At 72.1% G+C, this 17,328-nt stretch carries 16 protein-coding genes and 1 pseudogene; 7 read left to right on the top strand and 10 right to left on the bottom strand.

Annotation, left to right across the window (positions count from 1 at the left end):
• Positions 1-114: 114 nt before the first annotated feature.
• Positions 115-1,899 (bottom strand): hypothetical protein, encoded by a 1,785-nt coding sequence (locus ABZZ74_RS18175; RefSeq protein WP_356765973.1) that lies wholly within the window; start codon positions 1,897-1,899, stop codon positions 115-117.
• 417 nt (positions 1,900-2,316) lie between these two features.
• Here ABZZ74_RS18175 and ABZZ74_RS18170 point away from each other — a divergent pair, with 417 nt between their 5' ends.
• From ABZZ74_RS18170 to ABZZ74_RS18160, 3 genes are all read left to right on the top strand, one after another.
• A complete protein-coding gene (locus tag ABZZ74_RS18170; protein WP_356766086.1) occupies positions 2,317-3,606 on the top strand; it encodes a hypothetical protein in 1,290 nt (429 codons plus the stop codon).
• A gap of 92 nt (positions 3,607-3,698) precedes the next feature.
• Positions 3,699-4,442, top strand: a complete 744-nt coding sequence (locus ABZZ74_RS18165; protein WP_356765971.1) for a class I SAM-dependent methyltransferase — start codon at positions 3,699-3,701, stop codon at positions 4,440-4,442.
• Between the two features lie 62 nt (positions 4,443-4,504).
• Complete coding sequence (locus ABZZ74_RS18160) at positions 4,505-4,876, top strand: hypothetical protein (protein ID WP_356765969.1); 372 nt, start codon at positions 4,505-4,507, stop codon at positions 4,874-4,876.
• 370 nt (positions 4,877-5,246) lie between these two features.
• Here the strand turns inward: ABZZ74_RS18160 and ABZZ74_RS18155 are convergent, their stop codons facing one another.
• Together ABZZ74_RS18155 and ABZZ74_RS18150 are read right to left on the bottom strand one after the other, a co-directional pair.
• Positions 5,247-5,849, bottom strand: a complete 603-nt coding sequence (locus ABZZ74_RS18155; RefSeq protein WP_356765968.1) for a cinnamyl alcohol dehydrogenase — start codon at positions 5,847-5,849, stop codon at positions 5,247-5,249.
• Positions 5,846-7,090: an SGNH/GDSL hydrolase family protein gene (locus ABZZ74_RS18150; protein ID WP_356765966.1), complete on the bottom strand. Its 1,245-nt coding sequence runs from the start codon at positions 7,088-7,090 to the stop codon at positions 5,846-5,848. The genes ABZZ74_RS18155 and ABZZ74_RS18150 overlap by 4 nt, the downstream gene beginning before the upstream one ends.
• A 252-nt stretch (positions 7,091-7,342) precedes the next feature.
• Between ABZZ74_RS18150 and ABZZ74_RS18145 the strand changes: the two genes are divergently transcribed.
• From ABZZ74_RS18145 to ABZZ74_RS18135, 3 genes are all read left to right on the top strand, one after another.
• Positions 7,343-9,247, top strand: coding sequence for a glycoside hydrolase family 97 catalytic domain-containing protein (locus ABZZ74_RS18145; protein WP_356765964.1), 1,905 nt, complete (start codon positions 7,343-7,345; stop codon positions 9,245-9,247).
• 79 nt (positions 9,248-9,326) lie between these two features.
• Positions 9,327-9,521 carry a hypothetical protein gene (locus ABZZ74_RS18140; RefSeq protein ID WP_356765962.1) on the top strand — a complete coding sequence of 65 codons (195 nt, stop codon included), beginning with the start codon at positions 9,327-9,329 and terminating at the stop codon, positions 9,519-9,521.
• Positions 9,522-9,548: 27 nt separating this feature from the next.
• A complete protein-coding gene (locus tag ABZZ74_RS18135) occupies positions 9,549-12,209 on the top strand; it encodes a carbohydrate-binding protein (protein WP_356765960.1) in 2,661 nt (886 codons plus the stop codon).
• 10 nt (positions 12,210-12,219) lie between these two features.
• Here ABZZ74_RS18135 and ABZZ74_RS18130 read toward each other — a convergent pair whose 3' ends face one another.
• From ABZZ74_RS18130 to ABZZ74_RS18115, 4 genes are all read right to left on the bottom strand, one after another.
• The gene (locus tag ABZZ74_RS18130; protein ID WP_356765958.1) at positions 12,220-13,005 is read right to left on the bottom strand and encodes an SAM-dependent methyltransferase; all 786 of its coding nucleotides are present in this window, start codon (positions 13,003-13,005) and stop codon (positions 12,220-12,222) included.
• A gap of 90 nt (positions 13,006-13,095) precedes the next feature.
• Positions 13,096-14,223 (bottom strand): PP2C family protein-serine/threonine phosphatase, encoded by a 1,128-nt coding sequence (locus tag ABZZ74_RS18125; RefSeq protein WP_356765956.1) that lies wholly within the window; start codon positions 14,221-14,223, stop codon positions 13,096-13,098.
• Between the two features lie 103 nt (positions 14,224-14,326).
• Positions 14,327-14,611 carry a hypothetical protein gene (locus tag ABZZ74_RS18120; protein ID WP_356765954.1) on the bottom strand — a complete coding sequence of 95 codons (285 nt, stop codon included), beginning with the start codon at positions 14,609-14,611 and terminating at the stop codon, positions 14,327-14,329.
• Positions 14,612-14,981: 370 nt separating this feature from the next.
• A complete protein-coding gene (locus tag ABZZ74_RS18115) occupies positions 14,982-15,170 on the bottom strand; it encodes a hypothetical protein (RefSeq protein ID WP_356765952.1) in 189 nt (62 codons plus the stop codon).
• A 56-nt stretch (positions 15,171-15,226) separates the two neighbouring features.
• On the opposite strand from ABZZ74_RS18115, the gene ABZZ74_RS18110 reads away from it, so the two are divergent.
• Entirely contained in the window at positions 15,227-15,457 is a 231-nt protein-coding gene (locus ABZZ74_RS18110) for a hypothetical protein (RefSeq protein WP_356765951.1), read from the top strand.
• Between the two features lie 30 nt (positions 15,458-15,487).
• Here ABZZ74_RS18110 and ABZZ74_RS18105 read toward each other — a convergent pair whose 3' ends face one another.
• From ABZZ74_RS18105 to ABZZ74_RS18095, 3 genes and pseudogenes are all read right to left on the bottom strand, one after another.
• Complete coding sequence (locus tag ABZZ74_RS18105; protein ID WP_356765949.1) at positions 15,488-15,907, bottom strand: DUF6069 family protein; 420 nt, start codon at positions 15,905-15,907, stop codon at positions 15,488-15,490.
• 194 nt (positions 15,908-16,101) lie between these two features.
• Positions 16,102-16,683 carry a hypothetical protein gene (locus tag ABZZ74_RS18100; RefSeq protein WP_356765947.1) on the bottom strand — a complete coding sequence of 194 codons (582 nt, stop codon included), beginning with the start codon at positions 16,681-16,683 and terminating at the stop codon, positions 16,102-16,104.
• 230 nt (positions 16,684-16,913) lie between these two features.
• Positions 16,914-17,167: pseudogene (locus ABZZ74_RS18095) on the bottom strand (cytochrome c oxidase assembly protein).
• Between the last annotated feature and the right edge of the window lie 161 nt (positions 17,168-17,328).

Genomic DNA, 17,328 nt, shown 5'->3' with positions numbered 1-17,328 from the left:
AGTGGGGCCCGAACCTGCGCACCGCACACATCAGGACACCGGACGACACCCGGGTGGAACTCCAGTCGTACTGCGCCGAGCCGACGCCGTCGGCTCCCGAATCGACCTGGCCCGTCAGTCTCCCGGCCGGACCGATTGCGGTGGGGACGGGATCCGGGCCGTGGTGATGGTCATGGGGGTGCCGGTGACCGCGATGAGGTAGGTGCGCGGATGCTCGTCGGCCGGCATCGGGAGATAGCCACCGGGGGGTTCCACGAGGTAGTCGGCGGACGCGTGGGGGGCCAGTTCGGCGGGGCCCGAGGCGATGGTCCACCAGTCGGAGGCACCCTGGCCGGCGCGATCGGCGAAGTGCGGGGTGAGGGTCGTACCCGTGGCGTTGACGGCGTGTACGCGCACGGCCGTGACGCCGGCACTCGAGCGGTGCGCGGTGAAGTGCGGGGCGAGGCTCAGCCGCAGGGGCGGCGGGCTCGCGGCGGCGATCGCCACGCACACGAACGCCGGCGCGAGCAGACCGGCGGCCAGGAAGCCCTTGGCGCGATGGCTCGTGACCCGGGGCAGCCGCGGCTGCCAGGCGGTGGCGAACGCGGCGGCCGGGACGGTGGCGACGGCTGCGAGCCACAGCGGCGTCATCAGCATGTAGTAGCCGTCCTGGGACCGCGTGGCCAGGTAGAACGCGCACCAGGGCAGGACGGTGATGGCTGGTCCCAGCCGCCGTACGAACAGCAGTGTGGCGGCCAGGAGAGCGAGCAGGAGCAGCAGGCTGCCGTAGGAGTAGTAGTCGAGGCGGCTGCTGCCCGCGGTGAAGTAGTAGGAGATGCCCATCAGGCCCTGGCCGTGCAGGATCGCCTTCTGGTCGAGCGGCAGCAGTGTGCCCTGCAGCCAGGAGGAGAACTGCTGTACGGCGAAGTAGGCGTTGATGGCGGCCCAGCTCAGCGCGGCGGTGGCGGCGTAGCGGGCGGTGACCGCCAGCCCGCGCCGGCGACCGAGCTCCCCGCGCCGGAGGGCGTACAGGCCGATCAGCAGGAACGGGAGCAGGAACCACGCCAGTTGCTGGGCGGCACAAGCGGCACCCAGGCAGGCCGCACGCAGCACACCGCCCGGCCCCAGCCGGCCGCCCGCTCCGGTGGCCGGCCAGCGGACCACCACCGGGACGAGCAGGGCGAGCGCGGTGATCGCCGTGTAACCGGAGTACGCGTAGTGCGGCAGAAGGCCGAAGCCCAGGCACACGGCCGTGGCCGCGGACCGCCAGGGAACCGGCAGCAGGAACCAGAGCAGGACCGAGGAGGCGGCCAGCGCGCCCGTGGTGACCAGGGTGGCGGCCGCCGTCGAGTGGACGACGGCGTGGACCGGCGCGGCGAGCAGCGCGGTCAGCGGCGGATAGCCGTAGGTGTAGTCGGCGCCGCCCGACATGGTCTTGGTGACTCCGACGGTCGGTGTGTCGAACAGCCAGGGCCACGACTGGCCGTAGACCGGGTGGCCGCGCAGGATCTCGCTCGCGGCCTGGGCGGTCAACACCCCTTCGTCGGCGCCCGCGTGATCGAGGACGTACCCGCAGGCGACGAGGGTGAGGGCGGTCAGCAGGACCAGGACGTCGACGCGGACCAGCGCCCGCCGGCTCCGGACGAGCAGGCTCAGGATGCCGCACACCAGGATCGAGGCGTAGCAGACGGAGATGACGCCCGCGACGGCCGGATGCGAGTCCATCGCGGTGGTCCAGGCGTCGCGCGTGCCGATGAAGAGGCTGATCGTGGCCACCAGGGTCATGCCCCGGTGCAGCTGCCCCGGCGCGGCGGCCGGCTGGCCCGACTCCGGGACGGGCGGCGAGGGAGGTACGGCGGGGCTGGTCAGCGGACGGCGACGGATTTCCATGCCCGGACCTGCCTCATGGGTGTCGGCCATGGCGGCCACCTCCTCAGCCCTCTCCGCCGCCGGGACGCCCCCTTGAGTCCGGGCAGCGGAGATCCTCCCCTACTACATCATGTAGAGGGGTTTTCCGCGGTTCGGGTTCCATCGGACGGGTAGCGGTGAGTTGACCTTCGGGTTCCATCGGCCGGGTAGCCGCGAGTTGACCTTCGGGTTCCATCGGCCGGGTAGCCGCGAGTTGACCTTCGGGTTCCATCGGCCGGGTAGCCGCGAGTCGACCTTCGGCTTCCATCGGCCGGTGGCGGCGGGTTTGACCTTCGACGAGCAACCCGCAACCCCCGAACCCCCTCTACACAGTTGAGGCCGCGCGGACCGCGTCCTCGGCCGTCCCGGCGCCGAAAGCGCACGGAGGGGAAAGGACAGGGTGTGCGGAACCGGGAGACGGCAGGGACCGTGCCCGTGCTCGACGACGGGGAACGGACCGGCCGGCTCAGATGGCCCCTGGTGCGGTGGCACAACCTGCTGCTGACCCTGTGGACGGCGGTCTGGTTCGTCGTCGCCGAACGCCACGAGGCGGTGTCCTGGCACTATCTGCGCACCGGACAGCAGCTCCTGTTCAACCAGATGCCCGGCGGCGGCCTGGCCCTCTACGCCAACCACCCCGAGCTGCAGATCGGCCCGGTCAGCTTCCTCGTCGCCGGATTGTTCGCGCCGTTCCCGCCCGAGCTCGGCGAGAAGCTCGCCGACCTGTTCATGTCGGTGCTGGGCCTGTACATGCTCGTCCTGGTCGGCAGGGCCGCCGCGGATCACTACCGGGGCACGGGGATCAACCACCGCCGGCTCCAGCAGCGGGTCCTGGTCGCGGGGGCGGCCTTCATCCCCATGTGGGTGGAGGTCGCGGTGCGGTTCGCCCACCTCGACGACGTCCTGGCGCTGTTCTTCACCACGCTCGCTGTGCGCGCCCTGGTGCGCGGCAGAGCGACCGCGGTCGGCGTCTTCCTCGCGCTCGCGGTCGGCTGCAAACCCTGGGCGGTCGGCTTCCTGCCGCTGCTGCTGGCACTCCCGCGCGCCGCGTGGCCGCGCGCCGCCGCCTGGCTGCTCGGCCTGGTGGCGGTGGCCTGGCTGCCCTTCTACCTCACCCACACCGAGACCCTGGCCGCGGCCCGCTTCACCATCCCCAACCAGCCCGCCTCCGCACTGCGCTGGTTCGGCGTGCACGATCCCGTCACCCCCTCGTGGGACCGCCCCGCCCAGATGGCGCTCGGTGTGGCGCTGGGCGCCCTCGCCGTGCGCCGGGGGCGCTGGCCGGCGGTCGTGCTGCTCTCCGCGGACGCCCGTATCGCCCTGGACCCGAGCGTGTACACGTACTACAACGCCTCGGTCCTGCTGGGCACCCTGATCTGGGACTCCATCGGCCAGCGGCGCCTGGTCCCCTGGGTCAGCTGGATCGCCCTGATCTCCCTCTACGGCAGCGCCCTGCTGGTCCCCTCCGCCTCCACCCAGGGGCTGATCCGCCTCGCCTTCGCCGTGGGTTCGGCGGCCTACGTCCTGTGCTGGCCGCAGCGGGCCCCACGCGGCAGACGCGGCGGCGGACGCCCACCGATCCCACCGTCACCCGAGCGGGGCGTCGCGGGCGGACCACCCCTGCGTACGGCGCCCCCACCCGCGCGCCGCTACCGCGCCGAGCCCGGCCGCATCCGCTCAGGGCGCCCGGGGCGGCGGCTGCCCCGCTGCTCGACGTGAGGGGAGCGGGCCCGCGGGCAGCCGCGGAGCCTGGTCGCCCGCGCCGCCAAAATCAGGTGCGAGCGGGGCGCAGTCGTTGGCAGGCTGCGGCGGTGAACCGTGAACGCATGTCCATGATCGCCCACACCGGGCACCCGATAAAGGCCCCGCTCGACGACGACTCGGTACGGCGGCTGCTGGACCGCGGGCTGCCCAGGGGCGACGAGCGGGTGCTCGACCTCGGGTGCGGAAGCGCGGAGTGGCTGCTGCGGGCCCTTGCCACGCGGCCGGACGTCCGTGCCGAGGGCGTCGACATCTCCGGCGAGGACCTGGCGCAGGCGCGGCGGGCCGCGGACGAACTCGGCGTCGGCAACCGGCTCGTCCTGCACCACCGGAAGGCCGAGGAGTTCGTCTCGCCCGAGCCGTTCGACGTGGTGCTCAGCTTCGGCGCCACCCACGCCTTCGGCGGCCTGCTCCCGACGCTCGCCGCCGCCCGCCGGCATCTGGCCCCCGGCGGCCGGGTCCTGATCGGGGAGGGGATCTGGGAGCGGCCCCCGTCCCCGGAGGCGGTCGGCATCCTCGGCGACCTCGGCGACCTCGCGACCACCGTGGACCGTGTCGTGGCCGACGGCTGGACCCCCGTCGACGGGCACGTCAGCACCCGTGCCGAACTGGACGCCTACGAATGGGCCTGCTGGGGCTTTTTGGCCGAGTGGGCCCTGGACCACCCCGACGACCCGGAGGCACCGGCGGTCCTGCGGACGGCCGCCACCCGCCACTCGGAGTGGCTGCGCGGCTACCGGGACGCCTTCGGATTCGTCTCCCTGGTGTTGCGCCGCACACAACAGGGCCCCTGAGCCTGGCTCTTGGCCAGGACACGCGCCACTCTGGAGAGCAGCGACCACGTCGAGGAGGACCCATGAGATCGAGCAGCCGGCCGTGGTTCTGCGCGTGGTTCGTCGTAGGAGCCCTGGGCTCGCTCGCACTCCTCGCCATTCTCACCATCGGCGTCTACCTGCTGCCGCTCGCGCTGCTGACGGCCGGCCTGCTGGCCACCCGGCGCGGCTCCTCGGCCGGGCTGCCGGGACTGGTCTCGGGGCTGGGGGTGCCGCTGCTGTACGTGGCCTTCCTCAACCGTGGCGGCCCGGGGAACGTGTGCACGACGACATCCACGAGCCAGTCGTGCGTGGACGAGTACAACCCCTGGGTGTGGCTGGCCGCAGGGGTGATCTTCCTGCTCGCGGGGATCGTGCTCGGCGCGGTACGGCAGCGCCGGGCGACGCTCCGCTGAGCGCGACGGGTCCTTCGGTGGCCCCGAGGGGCCGGTCGGCCACTGCCGGACGGAGGCCTCACCGGCCGTGAGGACGGCCGTCGTCCCTCGCCGACTCACGGGCCGACGGCCACCGCCTTTGGGCCGCCGCACCGAGGATGTGCTTGACCTGGTGGGCGTCGGCCAGGGATGCAGGAACGCGGCGCCGGCCGCGTTGCTCGCCGCCCGCGCCGCGGCGGCGGCGGGCTCCGCGGCCGCCGCTTCCCGCGCCCCTCTGAACGCCGCCCACCCGTGCTGTCGCAGAGCCGCGATCTCACGGAGTTCCCGCTCGCTCAGCTCGATGGGATCCGACCGGCTCGGCACGAGCCGATCGTGCCACGGGCCGTTCCGTTCACCGCGTCCAGTAGCGGAGGTTGCGGAAGCGGGCCTCCGCGCGGCCGGAGCCGTGGTTGTAGACGCCGTTCTTGAAATAGCGGGTGGCGGGACCCCGGTCGGCGACGGTCAGCACGAGGGAGTTGTCGAAGTAGACCTTGACCGTGCCGGTCCCGCTGCTCGCCTGATGGGCGATCTTCACGTTGAACCAGGTGTCGTACACGCCCGTCCTGAGCACCGTGCCGTCGTAGCGCCGTACCGTTCCGCCGTTCGTGTCATAGGCGTTGAGCATGATGTCGGTGGCGGGGGTGCCCGAGGGGTGGACGCTGCGCAGGATCTGCACGAAGGAGGCGCCGTCCGTGCCGGACGGGTCGGTCGAACTGCCCTTCTCGAAGGGCTCGTCGGTGGCGTACACCCACATCCGGTGCACCCCGCCGCTGTAGCTGTGCCGGTCGCCCAGGTCGAGGTTCCAGGGCTTCTGCCAGCTGTAGTCGAACGACGTCTGTGTCCAGCCGTCGGTGGGCTCGGCGGCCGCGGCGGCACGCGCGACGGACGGCAGCGCGAGCGCGGCGCCCCCCGCGAGCAGGCCGGTGCCGGCCCGTAAGACGGATCTCCTGTTCATCGAGTGACCTTTCCGGTGAGGGAGTTGAGGTCGACGGCGTCGGCCATCGCCTGCAACCCGGTGTCGTTGAAGTGCAGATGGTCTCCGGAGTCGTAGGCCGGAAGGATTCGGTCGGGCGTGGCGGGATCGCGGACCACGGCGTCGAAGTCCACCACCGCGTCGAAGATCCCGCCGTGCCGGATCAGTTCGTCGACGGACTGTCGGACCGCCTCACGGGCCGCGGTCCAGCCGCCGTTGCCGCCGTACGGCGTGATGGTGGCGCCGATGACGCGGATGCCCCGGGCGTGGGCGCGCGCCACGATCTGGCGGTAGGCGGCCTCGAAGGCGGCCGGGTCGGTCTGGTTGGGCGTGCCCTTGATGTCGTTGATGCCCTCCATCAGGATCACCGCGCGCACACCGCTGCGGGACAGTACATCGGCGTCCAGCCGGTCCAGGGCGCTCGGCCCGGTGCCCTCCAGCAGCACACGGTTGCCCGCGATGCCGGCGTTGAGCACGCCCAGCCGCTTTCGCTGGGGCAGTTGACCCAGCCGGTCGGCGAGCCGGTCGGGCCAGCGGTGGTTGGCGCTCGCCGTCGAACCGGACCCGTCGGTGATCGAGTCGCCCAGTGCGACGATGCTGCCCACGGCCGGCGCGCCCAGCACGTCGACGCCGGTCAGGTAGTACCAGGAGCCGGTGGTCGCGGTGTACGCGGAGCCCGCCCGGTCCGCCGTGTGGTCCCCGGCCGGGGCGATGAAGGACGTCTGCAGGGCGGAGCGGTGATAGGTCGCCGGTCCCGAGTCGTCGGGCGTGTAGAGGCTGACCAGCAGGTTGGCGTCCGAGGGCGCCCGCAGCGGTACCGGATCGCTCACCGCGTCGCTGCCCGCCGGTATCTCGACGGAGGCGGCGCCGTGGAAGGTGACCGTGCGGACCGAACCGGCCACGGCGTCGGGGCTCTTGGGAGCACCGGGCTCCTGCACGGCGACCGTCACGGCTCCCAGGTCGAGCGGCGCGGTGCCGAGTCGGTTGGACACGCGGACGCGGGCCGCGCGGCCCCCGACACTGGTGTGGATCACGTTGCGCACCGACTGGCCGGGCAGTTCGGCGACGGTGCCGGCGGCGGCCGCCTCCCAAGTACCCGTCCAGGTGGGCCTGTCGGGCCGGTGCGGGCCCGGGGCGGCCGCGCCCGCCGGGAGCGGCACAAGAGCCAGGGGCAGTGCGGCGGCGAGAGCCGCGAGCAGGTACCGGATCGTGAACGTGCGCATACCGTGCAGTCCTTCCGGTCGGAGTCGGACGCAGGCAACCGCAATACATCGGAGGAGTCAAGGTGTTGGACAGTGGTTGTGGATGTGATCGAAGGGTGAATCAGCTTGTAAGTAGGCAGTATTGGACAACTGCCCTGCCTGATGAGGCCGTTGACAGGTGAAATGAAGTCCGCCTAGGTTCGCCGATACACCCGATGTATCCATGAGCCGTCAGTCTGGAGGACGATGATGACCTCGCAGCCGGGGAAGCGCTTGCCAGTGCGGTTGAGAACGACGGTCACGGCCCTGTGCGCCGGCCTGGCGGCCGCACTGTGTCTGACCGCGCCCGCGCGGGCGGAGCAGGACACCGCACAGCGCGCCCATGTCTGGTCCCTGTCCGCCACCGCGCACGACGCACCCCACGCACGGGTGTCCCTCGACGACTCCACCGGCGCGCTGAGCCTGTCCGTGTCCCGCGAGGGCCGTACGGTCATCGAGCCCTCGCCCGTCGGCATCGTCACCGAACAGGCCGACTTCTCCAAGGACCTGCGCTTCCTGCGCCGCACCGACCGGCTGGTCGACGAGCACTACAGGACGAAGTCCGGCAAGCGCCTGGACCGCCGGGTCCGGATGCACGAGACCCGGCTGTCCTTCACCACGCCCGCCGGCGCCCGCCTCGACCTCGTCGTACGCGCATCGGCCGACGGCATCGCCTACCGCTATGTCCTGCCCGCCGGAAACGGCGACGTCCTCGGCGAGACCTCCGCCTTCAACCTCCCCTCGGACGCGAGCGCCTGGCTCGGCACCTACCGGGTCGACAACGAGGGGCAGTTCAACCAGTACACCGCCGCCACGGCCCCCACCGGTGAGTACTCCGACCAGGCCCTCTTCTCCACCCCCGGCGGCTACACCCTGCTCGCCGAGTCCGACCTGACCGGCCGCTACTCCGGCGCCCGGCTCGCCCACGACCAGGGCACCGGCACCTACCGGATCAAGCTCTCCGACGACCGGGTCCACACCACCGGCCCGCTCACCACCCCCTGGCGGGCCATGATCACCGGCGACCTGGGCACCGTCACCCGCTCCACCTTCACCGACGACCTCGCCCCCTCCTCCAAGGTCGCCGACACCTCCTGGATCCGCCCCGGCACCGTCCTGTGGACCTGGCTGGCCGGCGGGCGTGAGGCCGGGCAGAGCCTTGCGGCGCAGAAGGCCTACGTCGACTACGCAGCCGCACGCCACTGGCCCTACGAGGCCGTCGACGCGGGCTGGTACTTCAAGAGCGACGCGTGGGACACCACGGACCCGAACTGGCAGACCGACAGCTGGATGCCGCAACTCGTCGACTACGCCCGCGCCAAGGGGGTCGGCATCGTCGTCTGGATCCATCAGCGCGACCTCGCCACGGCCGAGCAGCGCGCCCAGTGGCTGCCCACCCTGGAACGCTGGGGCGTCAAGGGCGTCAAGATCGACTTCATGAACTCCGAGGCGCAGTCCATGCTCCAGTGGTACGACGACGTCCTCAAGGACACCGCCGCCCACCACCTCATGATCGACTTCCACGGCTCCACGATCCCCAAGGGCATCCAGCGCACCTGGCCGCAGGTCATGACCCTGGAGGGCGTCGGCGGCGAGGAGAAGCGCACCAACACCGCGACCCACCTCACCACCCTGCCCTTCACCCGCAACGTCATCGGCTCCATGGACTTCACCCCCGGCGGCTTCCAGCGCGTCGGCCAGCGCCCCAACTCCGACGCGGCCGAGGTCGGCCTCACCGTCGCCTACGAGTCGGGCCTGCAGATGTTCGCCGGCACCCCCGATTCGTACGACGCCCGGCCGCTCGCCCGTGACTTCCTCCAGCAGATCCCCGCCGCCTGGGACGACACCCGGCTCCTCGCCGGACAGCCCGGCCAGGAGGCGGTCCTCGCCCGCCGCAGCGGACAGCGCTGGTTCATCGGCGGGGTGTACGCGGGCGCCGCGCACACCGCGCAGGTACCGCTGTCCCTCGGCCCGGGGCGGTGGCTGGTGCAGACGATCCGGGACGGCGCCGACGGGCTCGTCCAGGACCAGAAGGTGCTGCGCGGCGGAGCGACGCTCAGCGTCGACGTCGTGGCCGGCGGCGGCTTCGCGGGCATCGCCTGCCCGTGGCGTCCCGGGATCACCACCTGTTACCGCTGACTCGAACGACCGGCCCGGCCGACGGCGAGGAAAGCCGCCGTCGGCCGGGCTGGGGACCGGAAGGGCAGCGTGTCCGTAAATGCGGTGGCGGGCCGCAGGACTCCCCGACGCCACCGGCGCGGTCGACACCTCCAGCGGCTTCGCCGACCTCGACATCCACCAGCCGGAAGCCGCGCTCGCCGGCCTGGTGGCGTGCGCGCCGCTGCTGCTGGGGTTCCTGCTCGCGCAGCGCTTCCTGCGCACGGGGCTGCCCGCCGGAGCGGAGAAAGGCTGACATGAGACCCACGACGGGAGACGGCACATGAGACCGAGGCATCTGTTCACCCTGGCCGCCGTGACCACCCTCCTGGCCGTCCCGGTCCAGGCGCAGGCGGCGGCCTCCGCCCGTACCTACCAGGTGGCCCCCTGGGGCAACGACAAGGCGCACGGCTCCCCGACGAGCCCCCTGCGCACCATCGGTGCGTGTCTGGACCGCGTCCGCCCCGGGGACACCTGTCTGATCCACCACGGCACCTACCGCGAGCAGGTCACCCCGCCCTCCGGCACCAAGGACGCGCCGATCACCCTCGCCGCGTACGGCGACGGCCCGGTCACCGTCGACGGAACCGAGAAGGTGTCCGGCTGGAAGGACGCCGGGGGCGGGCTGGTCGCCGCCGACACCGACCTGCCGCCCGACCCCGACTTCAACGCCGTGTTCCTCGACAACGAGCGGGCGGCGGAAGGGCGTTGGCCCAACTCCGGCGCGGATCCGCTGAACACCACCTGGGCCGAGGCCGACCCCACCTCCACCGACCAGCACATCGACGACACCGACCTGCCGGACGCCGACTGGACCGGCGCCACGGTCCATCTGTGGGCGGGCTCCAACCCCTGGGCCCAGCAGACCGGCACGGTCACCGCCACCGCACCGGGCAAGCTGGACTTCAAGGGCGGCAACCACCGCTGCCCGCCGCTGTGCATGGGCAACCAGAACTACCGCAACTACTACCTGGTGGGCTCCAAGGCCGCCCTGGATCAGCCGGGGGAGTGGTACTACGACAAGACCGCGCACCGCCTCTACATGGTCCAGCCGAAGGGCGGCATGGCCGGGCACACGGTGACCGCCAAGCACCGTCTGTGGGGCGTCGACCTGACGGGCAGCTCCCATGTCACCGTGCGCGGCCTGAACCTGTGGGGCACCTCCCTGCGAACAGGTGCCTCCAGTACCGGAGTTGTCGTCGACGGACTGCACGCCACGTACATCTCCGAGTTCTCCACCCTCCCCATGCCCCCGGACAGCGACCTCGCGATCCCGCCCTTCGAGGGGCACATCGTCGCCTCCCGCATCCTCGACTCGGGCGTACAGATCCTCGGCACCGGCAACACCCTGAAGAACAGCGAGATCTCCCAGTCGGCCGGCGACGGCGTCCTGGTGCGCGGCACCGGCAACACGGTCACCGACAACTACATCCACGACGTCGGCTGGATGGGCAGTTACACCCCCGGCATCGAGATCAACGGCAACGACCACACGGTCACCCACAACACGATCCGCCGCACCGGACGCGCCGCCATCGACACGGCCTGGCAGCTCAACGGCACCGAGTTCCACGGCAACCGCATCGCCTACAACGACATGTCCGAGGCCATGCGCACCTCCCGCGACGGCTCGCCCTTCTACGTCTGCTGCAGCCTCGACGCCTCCGGCACCTCCATCGACCACAACACCTCGCACGACGCCGACGGGCAGGTCGGGTTCTACGTCGACAACTACTCCGGCCACTTCCTGCTGCACCACAACGTCGCCTGGAACACCGGCAGTCGGGGCACCTTCTTCAACGGTCACACCGGTCCCAGCATCGCCAACCAGGACCACAACTCCAGCTACGGCATGGGCATCAACGGCACCTCGGTCCAGCTGAGCGGAGCGACGGACGCCTCGGGGTCGTACATCAGCAACATCGTGGGACCGATGCCGGTCAGCGTGACCCAGAAGGGCGATCCGCTGCCGGTCGTCCGCTCCAACGTCATCACGGACAAGCCCGGTTACACCGACACCGTCAACGGCGAGCTGTGGCCCACCGCCGGCTCACCGGTGATCGACGCGGGCGAGACGATCGACGGCGTCACCACCGACGTACGCGGCACGGCCCCCGACGTCGGCGCCTACGAGTACGGCGCACCGGTCTGGTCGACCGGCTGCGACCTGCCCGGCTGCCAACAGCGCGTACGGCACGGCGAGTGGACCGCCACCGCGAGCGACGGCACCGACGCCTCCGCCGCCGTGGACGGCGACATCAACACCCGCTGGACGGCGGCGAGTTCACAGGCCCCCGGTCAGTCCCTGACCGTCGACCTGGGGGAGGCCAAAACCTTCGACCGGCTCTCCCTCGACGCCGGACGCGACACCAGCGGCCAGCCCTACGGCTTCACGGTCTCCGTCAGCCGCGACGGCAGCCACTTCGGCGGCGCCCTGGCGCGGGTCGCCGGCCGCTCCTTCACCCAGGACGCCGCCTTCCCCACGCAGACGGCCCGCTATGTCCGCGTCACCCTCACCGCGAGCGGCCCCGCCGCCTGGGTCGTCAACGACCTGCGCCTGTACGGCGACGGCCCCGACGCCTCGACCACGCTCCAGGCCGAGCAGGCGACCTCCACGCACGGGGTGAGGCCGGGCCCGGCCGCGACCGACGTACTGGCCTCGGGCGACTGGATCGCCTACCGGCACACCAGCCTGAACGGCGACCGTCTCACCGTCCGCCTCGCCTCCACCTGCGCCACCGGCTGCACCCTCCAACTCCGTCTCGACACCCCGCACGGCCCCCTGGCCGCGACCCTGCCCGTACACGCCACCGGTTCCCCCGACACCTGGCAGGAGCAGTCGGTCACCCTGCCCCGCACCGTGACCGGAACCCACGACGTCCACCTCGTCGCGAAGGGAGGCCCCCGGGTCGCGGCCCTGGACTGGCTGACGATCCGCCCGTGACGCCGACGGGCTAGGGCTTCCGGGCCAGCCCGCCATGTTCGGCGACGACTTCCGGGGCCGGGTCGTCCGGCTCCGGACGCCACCGGGTGACCGGGACGACGCCCGGCTCGACGAACTCCAGACCGTCGAAGTACGCGGTGATCTCGTCCACGGTGCGCAGGTTGTACGGGACGGCGCCACTGTCGTTGTAGGCGTCCTGGGCCTGCTCGAAGACCGGGTCGATACCGCGCGAGCCGTCGTCGACGCACAGGTAACTGCCCGACGGCAGCGCGGCCATCAGCCGGGTGACCAGCGAGCGGGCCACCTCGTGGTGGGCGACGTGGCCCAGGATGTTGCTGAGGACCAGCGCGGTGGGCCGCCCGAGGTCCAGCGTCTCGGCGGCGCCCGCCAGGACACGGTCCGGGTCCGTCACGTCGGCGTGCAGATAGGCGGTCGCGCCCTCGGGCGTGGAGGTGAGCAGGGTCCGGGCGTGGGCCAGCACCATCGGGTCGTTGTCGACGTACACGATCCGGGACTCCGGCGCGATCCGCTGGGCGACCTCGTGCGTGTTCTGCGCGGTCGGCAGCCCCGTGCCGACGTCCAGGAACTGCCGGATGCCCGCCTCGGCGACCAGGTGGGTGATGGCCCGGCGCAGAAAGCCACGGCTGCCGCGGGCGATGGTGACGATGCCGGGGAAGACGGCGGTGTACGCGTCGCCGGCCTCCCTGTCGACCGGGTAGTTTTCCGTGCCGCCGAGCCAGTAGTTCCAGATGCGGGCGGAGTGCGGCACCGAGGTGTCGATGGCGGAGTCGGTCATGGGCGATGTCCGTCCTTGAGCCGGGGCATGGACCACGCACGCCCCAACCTATGTCCGAACTACCGCCCCCCGCCCATCAGTTCGGGATGCTCACACTCGCGGCGACCGGCGGACGGTCAGGACGGCGATGTCGTCGTGCTGGCCGCCCTCGCCCGCGAACGCCCGGGCATCCTCGTACAGGGTCTGCGGCAGAGCGGTGGGGGAGAGGTCCAGCTGTTTCGCCAGACGCTCCTCGACCGGATAGAACGTGCCGTCCGCCGCCCGGGTCTCGGTGAGCCCGTCGGTGCTCAGCAACAGCGTGGCGCCCTCCGGGAAGTCGAACCAGCTCACGGTGGTGGGCTCGTCGGCGAGCTCCGCCAGCCCCAGCGGCACACCGGTCTCCACCGGCGGCTGGGCGACCGCGCCCTCGTGCACCACGTACGGCGGGACATGCCCGCAGTTGACGGCCTGCACCTCGGTGTCGACGTCCACCCCGATGATCAGCGCGGTGACGAAGCGTTCGTCGTCCCCGGTGTGCGCCGCATAGGAGTTGTGCCGTACGACCGAGGCGTCCAGGGCGTCGACGAGCGCCGTCAGCGTGGGCTCCCGGTGGGCCGCCTCGCGGAAGGCGCCGATGACGGCGAACGCGGCACCGACGGCCGCCAGCCCCTTGCCCTGTACATCGCCGATGAGCACCCGGGTGCCGAAGGGCGAGTCGACCACGTCGTAGATGTCGCCGCCGACCAGCCGGTCCTCCTGGAGCGGCTCGTAGACGCCGTTGACCAGGACGTCCTCGGTGAGCAGCGGCAGCGGATGCAGGATGTGCCGCTGCATGGCCGCGGCCGTCGACCGCAGCCGCAGCATCTCGGCCTCGCGCCGGATACGGCGGTGGCACGCGTACACCGAGGTCACACAGAGGGCGAGGGTGAACAGGACCAGCAGGGTCCGGTCCAGCCAGTGCCCGCCGGCGGGTGCCCGCAGCACGGTGGTGATCGTGACGATGACGGTCGTCCACGCGGCCACGAACCCGGTCTGCCGGACCGTGCACAGCGCGGACGCCGTGCTCGGCAGGAACACCAGCAGCGCCAGGATCCACACCTCGGTCCCCGACAGGGCGCTGAGGATCTCCACCAGCAGCGTCGCGGTCAGCGCGCCCACGACCACTTCGGCGTTGCCCGGCGGCTCGATGGCGTCGAGGACTTCGTCGGGTCTCTTCCGTCGTCGGCTGTCGGCGGCCATGCGAACTCCCGGGCAGGTGATGATCTCCCCGTACGGTATGCCAGACCCCGCTGTGCGCGAGAGCCGCGCCGTGTGCGGCGGCCCCGGTGTCAGTCCCGTTCCGTCAGGGTACGACGGTGAGCACCTGGCCGGCCGGGCGCGTACCGGCGTAGGCGTAGACGTGGACCTCGACCGACCTGCCGGGCTTCCCCGGGACGAGGGAGAGCGCGAGGACGCGACCGCCGCCGTCCTTCGCCACCGCCCGCACCCGCACCGGGGCCGCGGGGGAGACGACGACGGTACGGCCGTGGGAGCAGTCGGAGGAGACGGAGACGACCCGGGGCGGCGGGCCGCCGTCGTGCCGGGTCGCCGAGGCGGGAAGCCGGGAGGCGGCCGGGGCGGCGGGCATGCCGCGGGTGGACGGGGTGAGACGGGTCGTGCCGATACCTTCGGCGCCGCTCCAGAAGGTGACCCCGCACAGTTTCAGCGGGGGCGCACCGCTGCGGATGTCCGGTCCGGAACAGCCGACGACACGGCCGCCGACGCGGTACGGCCACGGCGGCGCGGAGTTCGGACCATCGGCTTTCCCTTCGTACGGCTCGGCGCTTCATGCGCCGGCCGTCTTCTCAGACGCCGAAGGCACCGCGAACGTTCGTCACGAGCTCTCCCGGACCACCAGCTCGGCACCGGCGAAGGTCGGCGCCGGGCCTCGTAGTCCCTCTCCAACTGGCCGCGCAGCAGCGCGAAGGCGTCGCGCCCCAGCCCCTGGAAGTCCATCCCTACGGCGCCGTACCGTCCGCCTCGTCCACGACCAGACCCTTCGGCAGCAGCGCCTGGACCTGGTCCGGGGGATACGCCCAGTGGCGGTGGCCGGTGCGTTTCGCGCGGGGCGCGTCGGGCACCCGGCACGCCCACGGGAGGATCCGCTCGTCACCGCGTACCGCGGTCGGGCACTGGTCACTGAACACCCGTGCCCGGCGGATCGGCCCGCCGACACACCGGATGATCCTGTAGAGGGCCTCTGATGCGCGAACTGCTCGCCGCGCGCGAGGACTCCGCCACCCTGGTGCTGCTGGAGGGCCCGGCCAAGGTGATCGCCGCCGCGGAACGGAGCACGGACTGGTACGCGGGCGCCGTCGATGTCATGTCCGGCGAGGAACTCGCCCGCCGGATCGGCACGGATTCCCCGTCGGACCGCGAACTGGACGTGCTGGCCAGCACGTTGAACACCATGGTGGCCCAACTCGGCGCCTGAGCAAGGCGCGGACGTCACCTCGCCGGGGCGTCAGCCGTCGTAGGCACGGTCGGGCGCGACACCGGGTACGGCGGCGGACAGCAGAGCCGTGATGGTGGCGCCGATGACCAGGAAGACGACGGCGCTGGCCAGTTGGGAGCCCGTGCTCAGGCCGGTGGTGAAGGGCAGCAGCATCATCGCCACCGTGACCAGCGAGGCGATCCACGTGAAGAAGGCCCGCGGCCGGGCGACCGTGACCAGCGGCAGATGCAGCAGCCCGGTGGCCGTCAGGGCGGCGACCGCGGCCCACGCCGCGAGGTAACCCGTGGTGGCGTCGCCCCACACACCGGCCCGGTGTGGTGCGAACACCGCCACGTCCAGCACCCCGCGCATCAGCAGCGTGGCCACTACCGCGGCGAGCGCCGCCACCGCCGCCGTGGCGGCACCGGTGGCCCACAGCCGTCCCGCCACCACGTCCGACGGACGTCGCTGGAGACGCCCGTCCTGGTAGTCGACGGGGCCCTGGGGCGGATAGTTGCCGTACGGGGTGGGACCGGAAACAGGATCACCTCACTCAAGACGGGTCAGTGCGCGCTGTCGGGTGCCCCGTCCGCGCTCCCTGATTGCGGCGCGGGAAGACGGGCGGGACGACCGGCCAGACCCGGCTAGACCTGGTTCCCGCCGGGCGTGCTGTCCGCTGCGGCCCTCGGTGCCGTCCGGAGTGACCCGGCCGGGGACAACAGCGCCGAGGCGGCCCGGTCGTGCAGCTCGTCGACCCTCGTGATCTGCCGTTCGGCCCGGCGCAGCAACTCCTCCAGCCGGTCGGAGTCCAGGCGCGGCTCCGCCGGGGCGGCGGAGAGCAGGGCGTGCCAGAGCATCGCCTTGCCGGCGATGCCCGTGCGCAGCGCTTCGAGTTCGACGAGCACCGTGAGGCCGGATCGGCGCAACAGCCGGCCGTTGGGTTTCACCCGTGCGAGCTTCTCGCCCACCCACGCCCCGTACACCTTGTAGCGCCGCGCGGGGGCGTGCAGCTCCGTCATCAGCCGCAGCAGGGCCCGCCGGTCCTGGGAGATCTCCACCTCCAGGCTCCGCATCTCCTCGCCGTAGGGGGTGTCACCGTGTTCCTGGACCATGCGGCGGACCAGCTCCGTGCCGGCTGTGGCACCCGCCAGATGGTCGTTGAGATAAATCCCGAGGATTCTCTGCCGCCCGGGCCCCTCGCCCAGGCTTCGCACGTCAGCGCTCATGGTCTTCCTCCACGTTCGGCAACTTCATGACGATCGGCGAGTGCCCCCGATGGCGCGGTCAACCGCCCGATTCGTCGCGCACGGCGCTTCCGGGCGCGTCCGCCCGGGGTCGCCGCGGTAGTACATCCACTGCGCACCGCTGTGCAGATCGGCGGCAGGGAAGTGGGTGCCGGGCGGCGGTGACGCGTACAGCGACTTGGCGAGCACCGCGTGTGCCGCACCGGCCACCGTCAGAACGGCACCCCGTGCGCGTGCACCAGGTCGTGCAGCCACGGCCGCTCCTCCACGGCCGGGAACAGCCTCGTGCGGTACAGCAGCCACAGGGTGGCGACGTCCAGCCCCGCCGCGACCGGCGGGAAGACCAGCAGGCCCAGAGGGCGGGAATGCGCCAGGGCCGGCAGCCCCCGCCGCGCCGGGCCCGCGGGAGGGCCCGCAGGGCGAGCGTGAGAGGGCGTGCGAGGACCAGCGGCACGGGAGCGGCCATGCCGACGACCAGATGCCGGCCCGCGTGAGCGGTGAACGGGCCGCCCGGCACGACCGCGCCCACGGCCCAGGCGGCCCCCCGCCCCTCCGGCGGCGAACGACGCGTCGCGCCACCGGGACCACTGGTCGCCGCGTCCGCGCAGACGTGCGCCACGGCACGAT

It is taken from the genome of Streptomyces sp. NPDC006476, assembly GCF_040612015.1.
GTDB lineage: Bacteria > Actinomycetota > Actinomycetes > Streptomycetales > Streptomycetaceae > Streptomyces > Streptomyces griseorubiginosus_B.
This window is presented reverse-complemented; position numbering and strand designations above follow the sequence as displayed.